This window comes from Kitasatospora sp. NPDC057904 (genome assembly GCF_042887925.1).
In the GTDB taxonomy this organism is placed as follows: domain Bacteria; phylum Actinomycetota; class Actinomycetes; order Streptomycetales; family Streptomycetaceae; genus Kitasatospora.
The window spans coordinates 1-14650 of the sequence record NZ_JBHVOL010000034.1; the positions used below are offsets into that span (position 1 = coordinate 1).

A 14650-nucleotide genomic window follows, 5' to 3' on the forward strand; every position below is an offset into this window, starting at 1 on the left:
CGTCTTACCACTCATATGAACCCCCCCCCCGGCCCCCCCACCCCCGCCGCCACCCCCGGCACCCCCCACCCACCCGAAAGCCCACCCCGCACCCCAGCCCCGCGCAGCGGAACCCGCATCACCGAGCCGCGCGCCGCGCATCCCTCACCCGGCGCAACCGATTCACCAGCACCGGCGCGTGCGCCAGCGCCTCCGGCCGGTCCAGCAGCGCGTTCAACACCTGGTAGTACCGGGTGCTGGAGATCCCCAGCTCCTCCCGGACGGCCCGCTCCTTGGCCCCCGCCGTACGCCACTGGCGCCCTTCGAGCTCCAGCACCGCCCGGTCCCGCTCACTCAGCTCGCCCACGAGAACACCTCCTGAAGACCTCCTGCCGAGAACACCTCCCACGACCTACGAAGTGTCATTCTCGGACGCCCCCAGGACACACTCTGCGTCCTCCCCCGGCCGAGCGCCCCGGCTAACGTCACGGTCATGATCGAATCGAGCTTCACCGTCCACGTCCCCGACGCCGACCTGACCCCCGAGCCCCTGGATCCCGCGCAGATCGTCGAGGGCACCCCGGAGGTCACCGGGAAGGTCCTGCACGAGTCCGCCGACGGCCGGCAGCTGCGCGGCATCTGGCAGATCACCCCGGGCGTGGTCACCGACACCGAGGCCGACGAGATGTTCGTGGTGCTGAGCGGCCGGGCCACCATCGAGGTCGACGGCGGCCCGACGCTGCACGTGGGCCCGGGCGACTGCGCCGTCCTGCGGGAGGGCGACCGGACGACGTGGACCGTCCACGAGACCCTCAGGAAGGCCTACGCCATCACCCTCCCCTGAAGGAAGGAGGCACCCCGCCCCACCTCAGCCCAGGCCCGGCCTCACTTCCGAAGCCGGGCCGCCTCCTTGACGGCGGCGTCCTGCAGCCCGGTGAGGACCTGCTTCGGGTCCCCGGTGACGGCCTCGCCGATCCCGGCCTTGATCCGGTTGCTCACGTCCGCCCAGGCCGGGTCGCCGAACGGGTAGAAGCTGGCGTTGGTCAGACCGGTGGCGAACTGCTTGAGGTCGGCGTGCTTGGGGTCCGAGGACATCTGGCCGAAGGCGTCCTGGGTCACCGGCAGGAGGTTGTACCGCTCGTCGAACTTGAGCTGGTTCTCCCGCATGAAGACGAAGGACAGGAACTTCTTGATCTGGTCCTTGTGCCCGTTGGCCTTGAAGGCCATCATCCAGTCCGCGACGCCGAGGCTGCCGGTCTTGTTGAGACCGTCCTTCCTGGGGATCGGGGCCGTCCCGAAGTCGACGTTCCCGGCGGTGGCCATCCGCAGCAGCGTCGGGTGCCCGTTCAGCATCGCGACCTTCCCGGACGCGAAGTCCTGGAACACCGGGGTGCGGTTCATCTTGCCCGGCTCGGGATAGGTCAGCCCGGTGCTCACCAGGTTGCTCTTGAGCCAGGTGAAGGTGGCCTGGTTCTGGGCGCTGTCGATCGTGTAGTTGCCGACGTCGTCGGAGAGCAGGCCGCCGCCGCTCAGCGTCCACAGCATGGACTCGGCCGGTGCCTCCTCGGGCCCCAGCGGGAGGCCGTACGGGGTGACGCCCGGCGCCTTGGCCTTGATCTTCTCGGCGTCCTGCCGCAGTTCGCTCCAGGTGACCGGCGGCTGGCTGATTCCCGCCTGCTTGAAGAGCGTCTTGTTGTAGAAGAGCACGCGGGAGGAAGAGACGAAGGGAATCCCGTACTGCGTGCCGAGCACCTGCCCGGCGTGGGCGAAGGAGTCCATGAACTTGGCCTGGGTGTCCAGCGAGAGCACGTCCGCCGCCGGGTACAGCCGGTCCGCGGCGACCTGGTCGGCGAAGCCGCCGGTCTGCAGGAGGTCGGGCGACTTGCCGGCCGCGATCAGGTCGTCGACCTTCTTGCCGATGTCGGTCCAGCTCTCGACGTCGACGTCGACCTTGATGCCGGGGTTCTGCGCCTCGAAGCCGCGCACGACCTCGTCCCAGTACAGCTTGGAGCTGGTGTCGGCGTTCTCGCCGTAGTCCGCGGCGACCAGCCTGATGGTGACGGGCCCGTCGCCCTGTCCGCTGCAGGCGCTGACCGCGGAGAGCACCAGCGCTCCGGCCAGCGCGGTGCCGAGCACACGGGTGGGGACGTGGGCGCGCCTGTTCAACGCGGGTACCGCCTTCGGGGGGAGAAATGCGACCGGAGGGGTGATTCCGGCAGGGGGGAGGCGCAACACTGCCAAACCGACCCCACAGTGGTCCATACCTCTGCCCCGTGTCCGGCAAGTAGTTATCGAAGTGCGGACGTCATTGCACGATGCGCAACGAAACACCGTCGACGCCCGCCCGAACCACCGCCCGAACCACCGCCCCAACCCCTCCCAACCCTCCGAAAACCCACACCCCAAAGCCCCGCACACCGCCCGCTTCTGCGACAAAGCTCACCCAGTATGGACCAGACCAATCCGACAACTGGACTAGACCTCTTCGACCCGGCCAAGGGAAACTGTCCCCCGTGAAGCACGTCATCGCACTCGATGTAGGCGGCACCGGCATGAAGGCCGCGCTGCTCGCCCAGGACGGCTCCGTGCTGTTCGAGGCACGCCGACCGACCGGGCGGGAGCACGGCACGGACGCCGTCGTCGCCGCCATCCTCGACTTCGCCGCCGACCTGGCGGCCGAGGGCCGCGACCGCTTCGGCGTCGCTCCGCTCGCGGCCGGCGTGGCCGTGCCCGGCACGATCGACGAGAGGAACGGCATCGCGGTCTACTCCGCCAACCTCGGCTGGCGCGACCTGCCGCTGCGCAAGCTCCTCGGCGAGCGCCTCGCGCCCCCCGCCCCCGCGAAGGGGGGCAGCAGCACCGCCCCGATCCCCGTCGCCCTCGGCCACGACGTGCGCTCCGGCGGCCTCGCCGAGGGCCGGATCGGCGCCGGCCGGGGCGTCGGCCGCTTCCTGTTCATCGCGCTCGGCACCGGCATCGCCGGCGCCATCGGCATCGACGGGCGGATCGAGGCCGGGGCCCACGGCTACGGCGGCGAGATCGGCCACGTCGTGGTGCGCCCGGGCGGCCCGCAGTGCGGCTGCGGCGCCCGCGGCTGCCTGGAGACGCTGGCCTCGGCCTCCGCCGTCTCCCGGGCCTGGGCCGCGGCCAGCGGCGACCCCGACGCCGACGCGGCATCCTGCGCCGCCGCGGTGGACGCCGGGGACGACCGCGCACTCGCGGTCTGGCAGGGCGCCGTCGACGCCCTGGCGGACGGCATCGTGCTCGCCCAGAGCCTGCTCGACCCGTCCACGGTGATCGTCGGCGGCGGGCTGGCCGAGGCCGGCGACACGCTCTTCACCCCGCTGCGGGCGGCCATCACCGAGCGTCTGACCTTCCAGATGCCCCCGAAGGTCGTACCGGCGATGCTGAAGGACACCGCGGCGTCGCTGGGGGCCGGTCTCCTCGCCTGGGACCTGCTCGCCGAAACCCACCCCCCGCGCCCGTGAGGGGGCTCCCCACCCGGCCTCCGAGGCCTCATGCTCGGCATCCGGGACCGCACGGGCCCACCCGGAGACACCGGCCGACCCGACCCCCGGAGCCGACCCGACACCCGGAGCCGACCCAACACGACCGGCCGTCCCGATACCCGAAGCCGGCCCGACCCCCGAAGCCGACCCAACACGACCGGCCGTCCCGACCCCCGGAGCCGACCCGACACCACCGGCCGGCCCGGCCCCCGCACCCCCGTGGCACCCGGACGCCGACCGCCGTCCGGAGCCGGGTCACCGACCACAGCGGCCTGCCGGCGCCCAGCGCATTCGAGAACCCGGGACACCCGTCCCGACAGATGGAGGTGACCGCGTGACTGCCGCGGAGCGTGACCGTACCGCACTGGCCGGCGCCCGGCTGGTCCTGCCCGGCGGGGTCGTCGAGGGCGAGCGGATCGCCGTCGAGGGCGACCGGATCGCAGCCATCACGAGTGGGGCGCGTGGTGGCGGGGCCGAGCCTGGCGACCTCGACCTGACCGGCCACACCGTCGTCCCGGGCTTCGTCGACCTGCACGTCCACGGCGGCGGCGGCGCGTCCTACGCCTCCGGCATCGCCGAGGAGGCGCTGCGGGCCGCCCGGACCCACCTCGAACACGGCACCACGACCACCATCGCCTCGACCGTCACCGGCGAGATCGACGAGGTCGCCCGCCAGGCCGCCGTGCTGTCCGAGCTGGTCGAGGACGGCGTGCTGGCCGGCATCCACTTCGAGGGCCCGTTCATCTCCCGCAACCGCTGCGGCGCCCACCGCCCCGACCTGCTGCGCGACCCGGACCCGGCGCTGGTGCGCAAGCTCGTCGACGCGGCCCGCGGCCACGCGAAGATGGTCACCCTCGCCCCCGAGCTCCCCGGCGGCCTCGACTCCGTCCGGATGCTCGCCGACCTCGGCGTCATCGCGGCCGTCGGCCACACCGACTCCGACTACGCGACGACGCTGGAGGCCGTCGACGCGGGCGCGACCGTGGCGACCCACCTGTTCAACGCGATGCCGGCGATCGCCCACCGGGCCCCGGGCCCGATCGTGGCGCTGCTGGAGGACGAGCGGGTCACCGTCGAGCTGATCAACGACGGCGTGCACCTGCACCCGTCCGTCCTCGACCTCGCCTACGGCACCGCGGGCGCCGAGCGCGTCGCCCTGATCACCGACGCCATGGGCGCCGCGGGCATGGGCGACGGCCTCTACCCGCTCGGCCCGCTCCAGGTCGAGGTCAAGGACGGCGTGGCCCGGCTGGTCGAGGGCGGCTCGATCGCCGGCTCGACGCTCACCCTGGACGTCGCGTTCAAGCGCTCGGTCACCGTCAACGGCCTGACGCTCGACCAGGCCGTCCAGTCGCTCTGCACGACCCCGGCCCGGCTGCTCGGCCTGGGCGACTCCGTCGGCACCCTGGAAACCGGCAAGTACGCCGACCTGGTCGTGCTCGACTCCGCCACCCACGACCTCGTCGCCGTCATGCGCCGCGGCGAGTGGGTCGTCGGCGGCGACCGCTTCACCACCGTCAAGCCGGCCTGACCGGAGCCGCCTGACGGAACGCCGACGGCCGCCCTCCCCGCTTACCGGGGACGGGCGGCCGTCGGCGCGTCCGGGCCCGACCGGGCCGTCGTCAGCCCGTCAGCTGCTCGGCTCCACCGTGATCTGGTCGACCAGGATCGGCCCGCCGGACGGCACGGTCATCGTGATGGTGTTCGAACCGGCCTGGAGCTGCGGCAGTATCCAGGTGGAGTACCACGAGGACGCCGGGTCCTTGCCGGGCGAGTAGTTCTTGAAGGCCAGTCCGCTCGGCCAGTCCTTGCCGTTGACCGACGCCGCACCCCGCACGTCGCCGCCGGCGTTGTTGAAGTGCACGGTCAGCTTGTAGGTGCCGGCCGCGGCCACCTCACCGGTCCAACTCAGCGAACCGCCCGGCTGGAGCGTCAGGTAGCTGCCGTCCGCGGACTTGGCGCCCTTGACGGTGTTTCCGGAGGGTGCGTTCTGGCCCTGGAGCTGTCCCGCGTCCACCGTCACCGGCCCGCCGGAGGCGGAGGCGCTCGGCGAGGCCGAGGCGGAGGAGGTCCCGGACGGGGTGCCGGAGCCGGTCGTGCTGGGAGCCACCGAGGCGGCGGTCTGCTGGCCGCCCTTGGCGGTCTTCTTGTCGTCGCCCGAGTCCCCGGTGGACAGCGCGATCCCGGCGCCGATCGCGATCGCCGCGATCACCGCCACCGCGCCGATCACCGCACCCTTGCTCCGGCCGCTGCTGCCCTGGCGGTCGTCACCCGGCTGCGGGCGGGAGTGCTCGGCGTAGCGGGTCTGCTGCGTGGGGACGCTGCCGTAGTCGGGCTGCTGCTGGCCGTACTGCTGCGGGTACGGCTGGCCGGGGCCCTGCTGCGGGGACCCTTGCTGGAAGTACTGCGGCTGCTGCTGCGCGCGCGGAGGGTAGGACTGCTGCTGGCCGTACTGGGCACGGCCGACCTCCATCGGGCGGCTGTACGGCGTACGCGGCACACCCTGCTGCGGCTCGGCCGACTGCCCGGAGGACCCGTCGGCCGGGCGGTAGAGGTAACCGAAGGGGTCGTCTTCCTGAGGGGCACCGCCCCCCGGGCCCTCGGGCGCTCCGTTGTTGCCGGCGGTCGTCACGGTGGTCAACTCCCCCATCGTTCGCGCCGCCGGGCCGGCGGCCCCAGGCGCAGGTCATGGACGCTCTCGTTACCGGGGAACCCTACCTGCCCGACCCGGCCGCCCGGAACGAGGGCTTGACAACCCGCCGGTAACCTGGGCCGCCAGGGCCCGGGTTCAGCCCGCCCGGCGGTGCGAGCGCTCGCCCCTGGCCCCGCGCACGGCGCCGCCCCTGGCCCGCTTCTCGTCGTACATCCGCTCGTCCGCCGTGTGCAGGACTTCCTCGATGCTCATCCCGCAGCCGGCCCAGCCGATCCCGAGGCTCACGCCCACCCGCATCGCCCGTCCGTCGATCCGCATCGGCGGGATGATGGCGTTGCGCAGCCGGTGGGCGAGGTCCTTGGCCTCCTCGCGGCCGATGCCGTCGGCCAGCACCACGAACTCGTCACCGCCGAGCCGGGCCACCGTGTCGCCGTCCCGGACGGCCTGGCTGAGCCGGCGGGCGACCTCGACCAGGACGGCGTCGCCCGCGTTGTGGCCGAACCGGTCGTTGATGGACTTGAAGCCGTCGAGGTCGCAGAAGAGCACCGCGAGCCCCTTGTCGACGATCGCGCCGCCGCCCGCGCCGGGGCGGAATGCTCCGGACCACGCCTCGCCGCCCGGGCCGTACTCGGCCGGGACCACCGCGTGCACGTGCTCCGGATAGCCGGGACCGAACCCGGCGGCCCCGTAGCCCGCCACCTCGTAGCCCGTGACCTCGTAGCCCATGACCTCGTACCCGGCCGGGAGACCGCCGTCCGCCGCCCCGAGCCCCGCCGGCAGGCTCCCGTCCGGCGCGCCGTACGTGTGCACCGCCCCCGCGTACGGTTCGGCGCCCTCCAGGCCGTCGTACGCGGCGTGCGCGCTGTACGAGTCGGCCGGGTAGCCGCCGTACGGCTGCGGGAAGGCCGCCTCCGCGGGGCCCGCGACCGCGCCGACGGTCTGCGGCTCGGGGCAGAGCCGGCGGGCCAGCCGGGCCTTCAGCTCGGCGCCGTTGGGCAGGCCGGTGAGCGCGTCGTGGCTGGCCCGGTGGGCGAGCTGGAGCTCGTGGCGCTTGCGGTCCTCGATGTCCTCGACGTGGGTGAGCAGGAAGCTGGGTCCCTCGGCGGCGTCCGCCACGACGGAGTTGCGCAGGCACACCCACTGGTAGCCGCCGTCCCGCCGGGAGAGCCGGAGCTCGGCCCGCCCGCTCTCCGCGCTGGTGCGTTCCAGCAGGGCGCGGTCGTCGGGGTGGACGAGGTCGACGAAGCTCTGCTGGCGCAGCACCGCGCGTGGTCGGCCGAGCAGGCGGCAGAGCGCGTCGTTGACCCTGGTCAGCTGGCCGCGCCCGGGGCCGCACAGCTCCGTGATGGCCATGCCGCTGGGCGCGTACTCGAAGGCCTGGCGGAAGCTCTCCTCGCTCGCCCGCAGTGCCTGCTGCTCCTTCTCCAGGCGGGCCAGGGCGCGCTGCATCTCGGCCCGCAGGCGGGCGTTGCCGATCGCGATGGAGGCCTGGAGCGAGAACATCTCCAGCGCCTCGCGGGTCCAGGCGCCGGGCCGCTTGCCGCTGCGCGGACGGTCCACCGACAGGACGCCGAGCAGGTCGCCGCCGGCGCTGTACATGGGGGCGAGCAGCCCGTCGGCGGGGTGCCAGTCGTTGGCGTACACGGGCATCGGGCCGTCCCCGATCCAGCGCGGGATGTCGCTGGCGACGGCCCAGCCCCGGTCGTAGGGCAGGAAGCGCAGGGTGCCCCAGTGGTCGCTGACGCCGAGCAGCCGGTCCCAGGACTCGCGGGAGCCGACCTGGCCGAGCAGCACGGAGGGGCCGCCCATGGCGCTCTCCTCCAGCTCCCAGACGGCCGCCACGACGAGGTCGCCGTCGGGCCGCACCAGGCTCACCGCGGCGGCGTCGAATCCGAGCCCGTGGACCGCACCCTCGACGACGGCCTGCAGCGTGCCCGCCAGGCTGCGGGCAGCGTTGAGGTCCGCCACGACCCGGTGCAAGGTGCGGAGGGTCGCGAGACGGACGTACGGCTCCGACTCGGCTTCCATGCGGGGGCTCCCCGGCTGCTTCGGATAGTTCTTGATTGGTTATCGTCCGATTGCCAGAAGAACTGAATCACAGGGAGCACAGCGTTCGGCACGCTCGGTCAGCAATAGGCCACCACTTGTGACTTAAATCACACGACACTAATGCGCCCTTAATCAGCTCATCCGTCCCATAGCGGGACATAAAGCGCTATCGGAACATTTCTCGTGGTCGACCGCATTGCCCGCGTGCTGAAGCCGCCTGTCGCCCGGCAGGCCCTCTGCTTCACCCCTGCTTCACCCCTGGGGGTGAGTGAGGGCACCGGTCCCGGCCGTCACCCCTGCGCCGCTGGTCCTACGACCACGGCCCGATGTCGCGACCCGCGACCGCCAGCTACCGTGCGGTACGTGTACCCGTCCCCGCAGCCCGAAGCTGCCGCCCACGCCACGCCCGACGAGTTCCGGGCCGCACTCTCCCAGCTCGCCGCCGGCGTGAGCCTGGTGACCGTCCACGACCCCGAGGACGGCGAGGACATCGGCATGACCGCCACGTCCTTCCTCTCCGTGTCGCTGGAGCCGCCGCTGGTGCTGATCTCGGTCCGCGAGGACTCCCGGATGGACGAGGTGCTCGCCCGCGTGGACACCTGGGCGGTCTCGGTGCTCACCGAGGCCCAGAAGACGACCGGCTCCCGCTTCGCCATGAAGGGCCGGCTCAGTGACCGGCTGCTGTTCGCCGACACCCCGCACCACCGCGGCCCGGCCACCGGCGCCCCGCTGATCGAGGGCGCGCTGGCCACCGTCGAGTGCCGCACCGAGCAGCGGATACCCGCGGGCGACCACACGCTGCTGCTCGGGCGCGTCCTGGAGGCCGTCGTCCCGGACCCCGGCGGCCGGCCCCTGCTCTACTTCCGCGGCGGCTACCGCACGCTCGGCTGAGCCACCCCGCCGGCACACGGCGCGCTCGACCGGGCCACCGCGCCGACGGACCGGCGGGCGACTACTCGGCGGGCGACTACTCGGAGCGCGGCGAGCGCCGCCCCTCCTTCAGCTCGGAGCGGTGCCGCTTGTTGTCCAGCCGCCGCTCGACCATCCCACGGCTCGGCCTCGTCGCCCGGCGGGTCTTCGGCGGCGGCGCGCAGGCCTCGGTCAGCACCGCGGCCAGCCGGACCGCGGCCGCCTCGCGGTTGCGCCACTGCGAGCGGAACTCCGAGGCCTGGACCACCAGCACCCGGCCGTCCACCAGCCGGCCCGCCAGCCGCTCCAGGGCGCGCTCGCGCCACACCTCGGGCAGCGCCTTCGAGGCGGCCACGTCGTAGCGCAGCTCGACCTTGCTGTCGGAGGTGTTGACGTGCTGGCCACCGGGGCCGGAGGAACGGGAGAAGCGCCAGACGAGCTCGGCGTCGGGGACGACCACCGACCCCCGTACGCGGATGGGCTCGGGCATGCGCCCATCATCCCGCGCCCGGCCCGCCCGGTCACCCGGTTATCCGGCACGCACCCCGAGCCCCGACAATGGCGGTGTGATCGAGCTCGGCTACTCCCTCTCCAACCGCTTCCCCGACCCCCCGCAGACCGACTACCGCACCGCCTCCGTGCACGCCCTGCGGTACGACCTCTTCTGCGGCGACGTGTACCTGGACGCCGAGGGCGCGGAGCTCTCCACCGCCTGGGGCTGGGTCCCGGTGCTCGACTTCGCGTGGGCGCTGTGCGACATCGCCGAGGAGCTGGACCGCGACCCGGCCGGCGGCCGGGCCGCCCGTGTCCAGACCGCCGACCTCGACTTCACCCAGAACACCGAGCTGCTGCGCTTCGCCCGCCGCTTCAACTGGGTCGAGGTCAGCGCCACCTGGCTGCCCGACGAGCCGCCCGCGGTGGTGCGCCACGCCGATCTGCGCCGCGAAGCACGGGACTTCCTCCAGGACACCCTCGCCGACCTGTTCGACATGCACCCCGACCTGGCCGACAACCCCAACATCTGGTCGCTCCAGGGCAGGTTCCGCCGGATCTGACCCGTACATTGCCCGTGCTTTGCCAGAACTTGGCTCCCGCGCGAAAGGGAGGATCCCCGGTGGAACCAATCCACCGGACGATTGCGTTGTCCCGGGAAAAGCGAACGAAGGGACAGCGATCACCATGCCAGTGAGCCTCTCCAAGGGCGGAAACGTCTCGCTGACCAAGGAGGCCCCGGGCCTGTCCGCGGTCTCGGTCGGCCTGGGCTGGGACGTCCGCACCACGACCGGCGCCGAATTCGACCTCGACGCCAGCGCCATCGTCCTGAACGCGGACGGCAAGGTGCTGTCCAACGGCCATTTCGTGTTCTTCAACAACACCAGCACGCCGGACGGCTCCGTCGTGCACACCGGTGACAACCGCACCGGCGAGGGCGTGGGCGACGACGAGTCGATCAACGTCGACCTGGCCGCCCTGCCCGCCGAGGCCGCCCGGATCACCTTCCCGGTCACCATCTACGACGGCGTCGCCCGCAGCCAGAACTTCGGCCAGGTCCGCAACGCCTACATCCGCGTGGTGAACGCCGCCGGCGGCGCCGAGCTCGCCCGGTACGACCTCTCCGAGGACGCCGCGACCGAGACCGCGATGATCTTCGGCGAGCTCTACCGCAACAACGCCGAGTGGAAGTTCCGCGCCGTCGGCCAGGGCTACGCCTCCGGCCTGGCCGGCATCGCCCAGGACTTCGGCGTCCAGATCTGACGCCCGGGCCCCGGGCCCGAAACGCCGCGGCGCGGAACGTCGGTCGATCCGATGTTCCGCGCCGCGGTCGCGTTCGCGGGGCGTCAGCGCGAGGCGCGCAGCTCCGGGAGCTGGATCAGCTCCGTCTCCTCCTCCGGCGTCAGGTCGACGACGGTCGGCTCGCCCTGCTCCGGCGCGGCACCCCCGGCGTCCCGGGCCCCGCGGGCCTCCTGCGCCTCCTGGGCCTCCTGCGCCTCCTGGGCCTCCTGCGCCTCGGCCAGCGCCTTCTCGGCCACCGCCTCGTCGCCCACCACGTCCGCCAGGTCCGTCCGCTCGTTCAGCTCGGCGACACTGCCGACCGCCGGAGCCGGGGCCGCCGCCCGCACCGCGGCACCCGGACTGCGCCCGAAGAAGCTGAAGCCCTGCCCGCGCGCCTGGCCGGACTGCCCCGGGCGCGGACGCTGCCGCTCGGCCGGAGCCGCGGGCGCGGCCGGCGCACCGCCCAGCTGGCCCACCGTGGCGGTCAGCACCGGCCGCACCGGAGCCGCCTTCACCGGAGTCGGCGCCGGAGCCTGCCGCGGAGCCGACTCCGGCGTCGGGACGGACGGGGCCACCGGGGCCGGCACCGCGGAAACGGGCACGGCGGCAACCTGCTTCGGGGGCACCGGAGCCTGCGCGGCCCGCGCCGGCGCGACGGGAGCCGTCCGCGCCCGCAGCGCGACCTCCGCGCCCGCCGACCGCTCGCGCCGCTCCTCCTGGGCCCGCGCGCGCCGCTCCAGCAGCCGCAGCACGGCACCGGCACGGACGAACGCGGCCGGGCTGGCCGGGTACTTCGGACGGCTCGCGGCCAGCGCCCGCTGCGCCGCCTCGGCCTCCTTGAGCGCCTGCTCGGCGACCAGCACGGCCCGCTCGCGCAGCAGGCGGGCGATCTCGGTCTCGGCCTTCGCCAGGCGCGACTTCTCCGCGGTCAGCCGCCGCCCGAACCGGGTGGCCCGCTCCTCCGCGACCTCCGCCGCGTACTCGGCCTCGGCGAGCTGCTCCTCGAAGCGCTCCTCGGCCCGCAGCCGCTGCGCGACGGACGTCTCGGCCGCGGCCCGGGCCGCCCTGTCGCGCTGCTTCAGCAGGACCGCGAAGCCGAGCGTCGCGGACACCGCCGCGACACCCACCGAGCGGACCAGGATGGTGTCCTGACTGAAAAGCAGAGCGGCCAGAGCTGCGACGAGGAGCACGCCGGCTGCGGTGGGGGGAAAGACCCGGCCGAGGACGGAGGAATGACGGTGGCGTCCGCGAGACATGCCAAGAAACTAGCGTGCGAATTGGGGCCGTGTCAGCCCAGGGTCCGCTTTGACCCTTGACACTGTGCAAGATTTACCGCACGTGCCCGGCACTTCACTCAAGATCACGACAACTGCCCAGCTCAGCGGTGCGAGGCCGCCGGGCCACCCGGATCGTCGTGGTTCTCCGGCAGCTTGCACACGTGCTGGAGCCAGAGCGCCGTCGCGATCACCGCGGCGCCCGCGAGCACCGCGAGGCCGGCCGTCACGGCCTGGTCCTTGCGCGCCGGCACGTCCAGCTCGCCGAGCAGGTAGATGCCCGCCCCCGCGTAGATCCCGGTGACCACCGCCGACACGAGCGCGCTGGCCTGCCCGAGCACCACGGCCCGGGCCGCGAGCAGCGGATCGACCCGCTTCGCGCCGGGCTGGCGCTCCCGCACCGCCTTCAGCCGGCCCCGCAGCGAGATCGTGGTCGCCAGGAGGATCACCGCCACCGCGGCCAGCACCACCGGCGCCGCCGCCGGCACGGCCGGCAGGGTGTCCAGGGAGGCCCACAGCTTGGCACCGGCCCAGGACAGCGCCGTCGTGGCGGCGGTGATGCCGATCAGCAGGCGGAGGCGAAGCAGCTTCACGCGGAGGAGGTCCTTCCCGGGGTACCAGAGACGGCCGCCCGGGAGCCCGGAGCGGCGGCGCCAGGCCACCGTACCGGGCCCGGCCGGGCGGACACCCGCACGGACGGCGGACACCTACTCGGACGGCCGGGCCCCCACCCGAGTTCCCCGGCCACCGGGCCGCCGAACCGCTACTCCGGCAGCGTCAGGCGGATGTCGTCCCGCCGGCGCACGCCCTGCGCGTCCGGGCCGCCGAGCTTCTCCAGCAGCACGGAGACCTGCCCGTACCCGGGCACCTCGGCGTCCGGCTGGGCGTCCAGCCACGGCGCCAGCACGAAGGCCCGCTCGTGCGAACGCGGGTGCGGCAGCAGCAGCTGCGGGTCGTCGCTGACGACGCCCTCGTACGCCAGGATGTCGACGTCCAGGGTGCGCGCGCCCCAGCGGACGGTGCGCACCCGCCCGAAGGCGTCCTCGATCGCGTTGCCGCGCTCCAGCAGGTCGCGCGGCGGCAGCGAGGTGCGCAGCACGACGACCGCGTTGTAGTAGTTGGGCTGCTCGTCCGGCCCGCCGACGGCCTCCGTCTCGTAGACCGCGGAGACGGCCTTGATCCTCAGCCCGGGGGTGTCGGCGAGGGCGTCCACGGCCCCCTGCAGGGTGTCCAGGCGGTTGCCCAGGTTGCTGCCGAGGGCGACCACCGCGCAGCGCTGGCTGTGCAGGGTCGTGTCGGCGGAGTCCACCCGGCTCTCCAGGTCGAACGTGCTCGGCGAGGTGGTCGGGTCGCTGTTCATCGAGATTCCTCTGCATCGGGTACCGGGCGCACGGCTGCGGTCATGCGCGCGTCCGGTGGATGGTCACGGTCACGTCGTCGAACGGCACGGTGATCGGGGCGTCCGGCTTGTGGACGGTCACCTCGACCTCCTCGACCGCGTCGTGCTTGAGGCACTGGTCGGCGATGCGCTGCGCCAGGGTCTCGATCAGGTCGACCGGCTCCCCGGCGATGATCGCGGTGACCTCCTCGGCCACGATCCCGTAGTGCGCCGTGCGGGTCAGGTCGTCGCCGGACGCGGCCGGGCGGGTGTCCAGGTACAGGACGAGGTCGACCACGAAGGTCTGCCCCTCGACGCGCTCGCGCTCGAAGACGCCGTGGTGGCCCCGGGCTCGCAGACCCCGCAGGGTGACGCGGTCCAGCAAACGAATCACTGCTCCCAGTCGGACGGGCCCCGCCCGAGGAAAAGGCACGGACGAGCAGGGCGAAGGCGGGCGGCAGGCCCGCCACTCCGTTTCGAATCTACCCGCGGGCACGGACAACGTCTGACCGTCCTACCCGGCACGAACCGTCGCCACGCACGCCGATCCGGCGATTGACGTGAACGTTCGGTGACCGATTCGAAATTCCCGGGCGACGCTTCGGCGGCGGTTTTCCCCGGCTCGCCCGGTCAGTCCTCGTCGTCCTCGTCTCCGCTGGTCAGCACGGGTGAACCGTGGTGCGACCAGAGCTTCCACCCGGCCGGGGTGCGCCGGAAGAGATTCGTCGAGACGACCTTTCCGCCGACCAGCGGACCGAGTTCGCCCTCCTCCTCGGCCTCCCCGCCGGAGAGGATGTTCTCGGTGCACGTGACAAGGGCCACATCGCCGTGCACCTCGGCCTCGACGTCGGTCAGGAAGAACTGGATGTACTCGGTGTTCATCATGATCAGCATGTACGACCGGGTCACCTGGGCCCGGCCGCGCAGCACCGGCCAGCCCGGGTGCACGCACACCACGCCGCCCTTGTCGTCCGCGTCCGCGGCGCCCAGCCAGGCGTCCTCGACCGCCTCCAGGTCCCCGCGCTCCAGCGCCTCGTAGAGCGCCCGGTTCGCCGCGAGCACGGCCTCCACGTCCGCCTCGCGCGCCCGTCCCGCCGCGGCCCCGCTCAACCTGCCGTCACCTGCC

Annotated in this window: 16 protein-coding genes; 6 read left to right on the forward strand and 10 right to left on the reverse strand. The window is 73.2% G+C overall.

Annotated elements, in window-relative coordinates; genetic code table 11:
- Positions 1-118: 118 nt before the first annotated feature.
- Positions 119-346 (reverse strand): DUF3263 domain-containing protein, encoded by a 228-nt coding sequence (locus tag ACFVSN_RS41470; protein WP_380435791.1) that lies wholly within the window; start codon positions 344-346, stop codon positions 119-121.
- Between the two features lie 126 nt (positions 347-472).
- On the opposite strand from ACFVSN_RS41470, the gene ACFVSN_RS41475 reads away from it, so the two are divergent.
- On the forward strand, positions 473-823 hold the full coding sequence (locus tag ACFVSN_RS41475) for a cupin domain-containing protein (protein WP_380435789.1): 351 nt from the start codon (positions 473-475) through the stop codon (positions 821-823).
- Between the two features lie 41 nt (positions 824-864).
- Here ACFVSN_RS41475 and ACFVSN_RS41480 read toward each other — a convergent pair whose 3' ends face one another.
- The gene (locus ACFVSN_RS41480; RefSeq protein ID WP_380498606.1) at positions 865-2145 is read right to left on the reverse strand and encodes an extracellular solute-binding protein; all 1281 of its coding nucleotides are present in this window, start codon (positions 2143-2145) and stop codon (positions 865-867) included.
- Between the two features lie 347 nt (positions 2146-2492).
- On the opposite strand from ACFVSN_RS41480, the gene ACFVSN_RS41485 reads away from it, so the two are divergent.
- Both ACFVSN_RS41485 and nagA read left to right on the forward strand, forming a co-directional pair.
- Positions 2493-3467, forward strand: a complete 975-nt coding sequence (locus ACFVSN_RS41485; protein ID WP_387958710.1) for an ROK family protein — start codon at positions 2493-2495, stop codon at positions 3465-3467.
- Between the two features lie 355 nt (positions 3468-3822).
- Positions 3823-5019, forward strand: coding sequence for an N-acetylglucosamine-6-phosphate deacetylase (gene nagA / locus ACFVSN_RS41490; RefSeq protein WP_380435783.1), 1197 nt, complete (start codon positions 3823-3825; stop codon positions 5017-5019).
- 99 nt (positions 5020-5118) lie between these two features.
- Here nagA and ACFVSN_RS41495 read toward each other — a convergent pair whose 3' ends face one another.
- Together ACFVSN_RS41495 and ACFVSN_RS41500 are read right to left on the reverse strand one after the other, a co-directional pair.
- Positions 5119-6129 carry a hypothetical protein gene (locus tag ACFVSN_RS41495; protein WP_380506339.1) on the reverse strand — a complete coding sequence of 337 codons (1011 nt, stop codon included), beginning with the start codon at positions 6127-6129 and terminating at the stop codon, positions 5119-5121.
- A gap of 147 nt (positions 6130-6276) precedes the next feature.
- The gene (locus ACFVSN_RS41500) at positions 6277-8169 is read right to left on the reverse strand and encodes a diguanylate cyclase domain-containing protein (RefSeq protein WP_380435779.1); all 1893 of its coding nucleotides are present in this window, start codon (positions 8167-8169) and stop codon (positions 6277-6279) included.
- A 384-nt stretch (positions 8170-8553) separates the two neighbouring features.
- Between ACFVSN_RS41500 and ACFVSN_RS41505 the strand changes: the two genes are divergently transcribed.
- Entirely contained in the window at positions 8554-9081 is a 528-nt protein-coding gene (locus ACFVSN_RS41505; protein ID WP_380435777.1) for a flavin reductase family protein, read from the forward strand.
- Positions 9082-9157: 76 nt separating this feature from the next.
- On the opposite strand, the gene arfB is transcribed toward ACFVSN_RS41505, so the two are convergent.
- Complete coding sequence (gene arfB, locus ACFVSN_RS41510; RefSeq protein WP_380498602.1) at positions 9158-9589, reverse strand: alternative ribosome rescue aminoacyl-tRNA hydrolase ArfB; 432 nt, start codon at positions 9587-9589, stop codon at positions 9158-9160.
- A 76-nt stretch (positions 9590-9665) separates the two neighbouring features.
- On the opposite strand from arfB, the gene ACFVSN_RS41515 reads away from it, so the two are divergent.
- Both ACFVSN_RS41515 and ACFVSN_RS41520 read left to right on the forward strand, forming a co-directional pair.
- Positions 9666-10154 (forward strand): hypothetical protein, encoded by a 489-nt coding sequence (locus tag ACFVSN_RS41515; protein WP_380435773.1) that lies wholly within the window; start codon positions 9666-9668, stop codon positions 10152-10154.
- Between the two features lie 124 nt (positions 10155-10278).
- The gene (locus ACFVSN_RS41520) at positions 10279-10854 is read left to right on the forward strand and encodes a TerD family protein (RefSeq protein WP_387958712.1); all 576 of its coding nucleotides are present in this window, start codon (positions 10279-10281) and stop codon (positions 10852-10854) included.
- 83 nt (positions 10855-10937) lie between these two features.
- Here the strand turns inward: ACFVSN_RS41520 and ACFVSN_RS41525 are convergent, their stop codons facing one another.
- The 5 genes from ACFVSN_RS41525 to ACFVSN_RS41545 form a co-directional block, all read right to left on the reverse strand.
- The gene (locus ACFVSN_RS41525; protein WP_387958714.1) at positions 10938-12128 is read right to left on the reverse strand and encodes a hypothetical protein; all 1191 of its coding nucleotides are present in this window, start codon (positions 12126-12128) and stop codon (positions 10938-10940) included.
- Positions 12129-12250: 122 nt separating this feature from the next.
- Positions 12251-12739 carry a DUF3180 domain-containing protein gene (locus ACFVSN_RS41530; protein ID WP_359967523.1) on the reverse strand — a complete coding sequence of 163 codons (489 nt, stop codon included), beginning with the start codon at positions 12737-12739 and terminating at the stop codon, positions 12251-12253.
- A 170-nt stretch (positions 12740-12909) separates the two neighbouring features.
- A complete protein-coding gene (gene folK, locus ACFVSN_RS41535; protein WP_380441104.1) occupies positions 12910-13506 on the reverse strand; it encodes a 2-amino-4-hydroxy-6-hydroxymethyldihydropteridine diphosphokinase in 597 nt (198 codons plus the stop codon).
- Positions 13507-13546: 40 nt separating this feature from the next.
- The gene (gene folB / locus ACFVSN_RS41540) at positions 13547-13906 is read right to left on the reverse strand and encodes a dihydroneopterin aldolase (RefSeq protein WP_329932371.1); all 360 of its coding nucleotides are present in this window, start codon (positions 13904-13906) and stop codon (positions 13547-13549) included.
- A gap of 248 nt (positions 13907-14154) precedes the next feature.
- Positions 14155-14634 (reverse strand): nuclear transport factor 2 family protein, encoded by a 480-nt coding sequence (locus ACFVSN_RS41545; RefSeq protein ID WP_363651121.1) that lies wholly within the window; start codon positions 14632-14634, stop codon positions 14155-14157.
- Between the last annotated feature and the right edge of the window lie 16 nt (positions 14635-14650).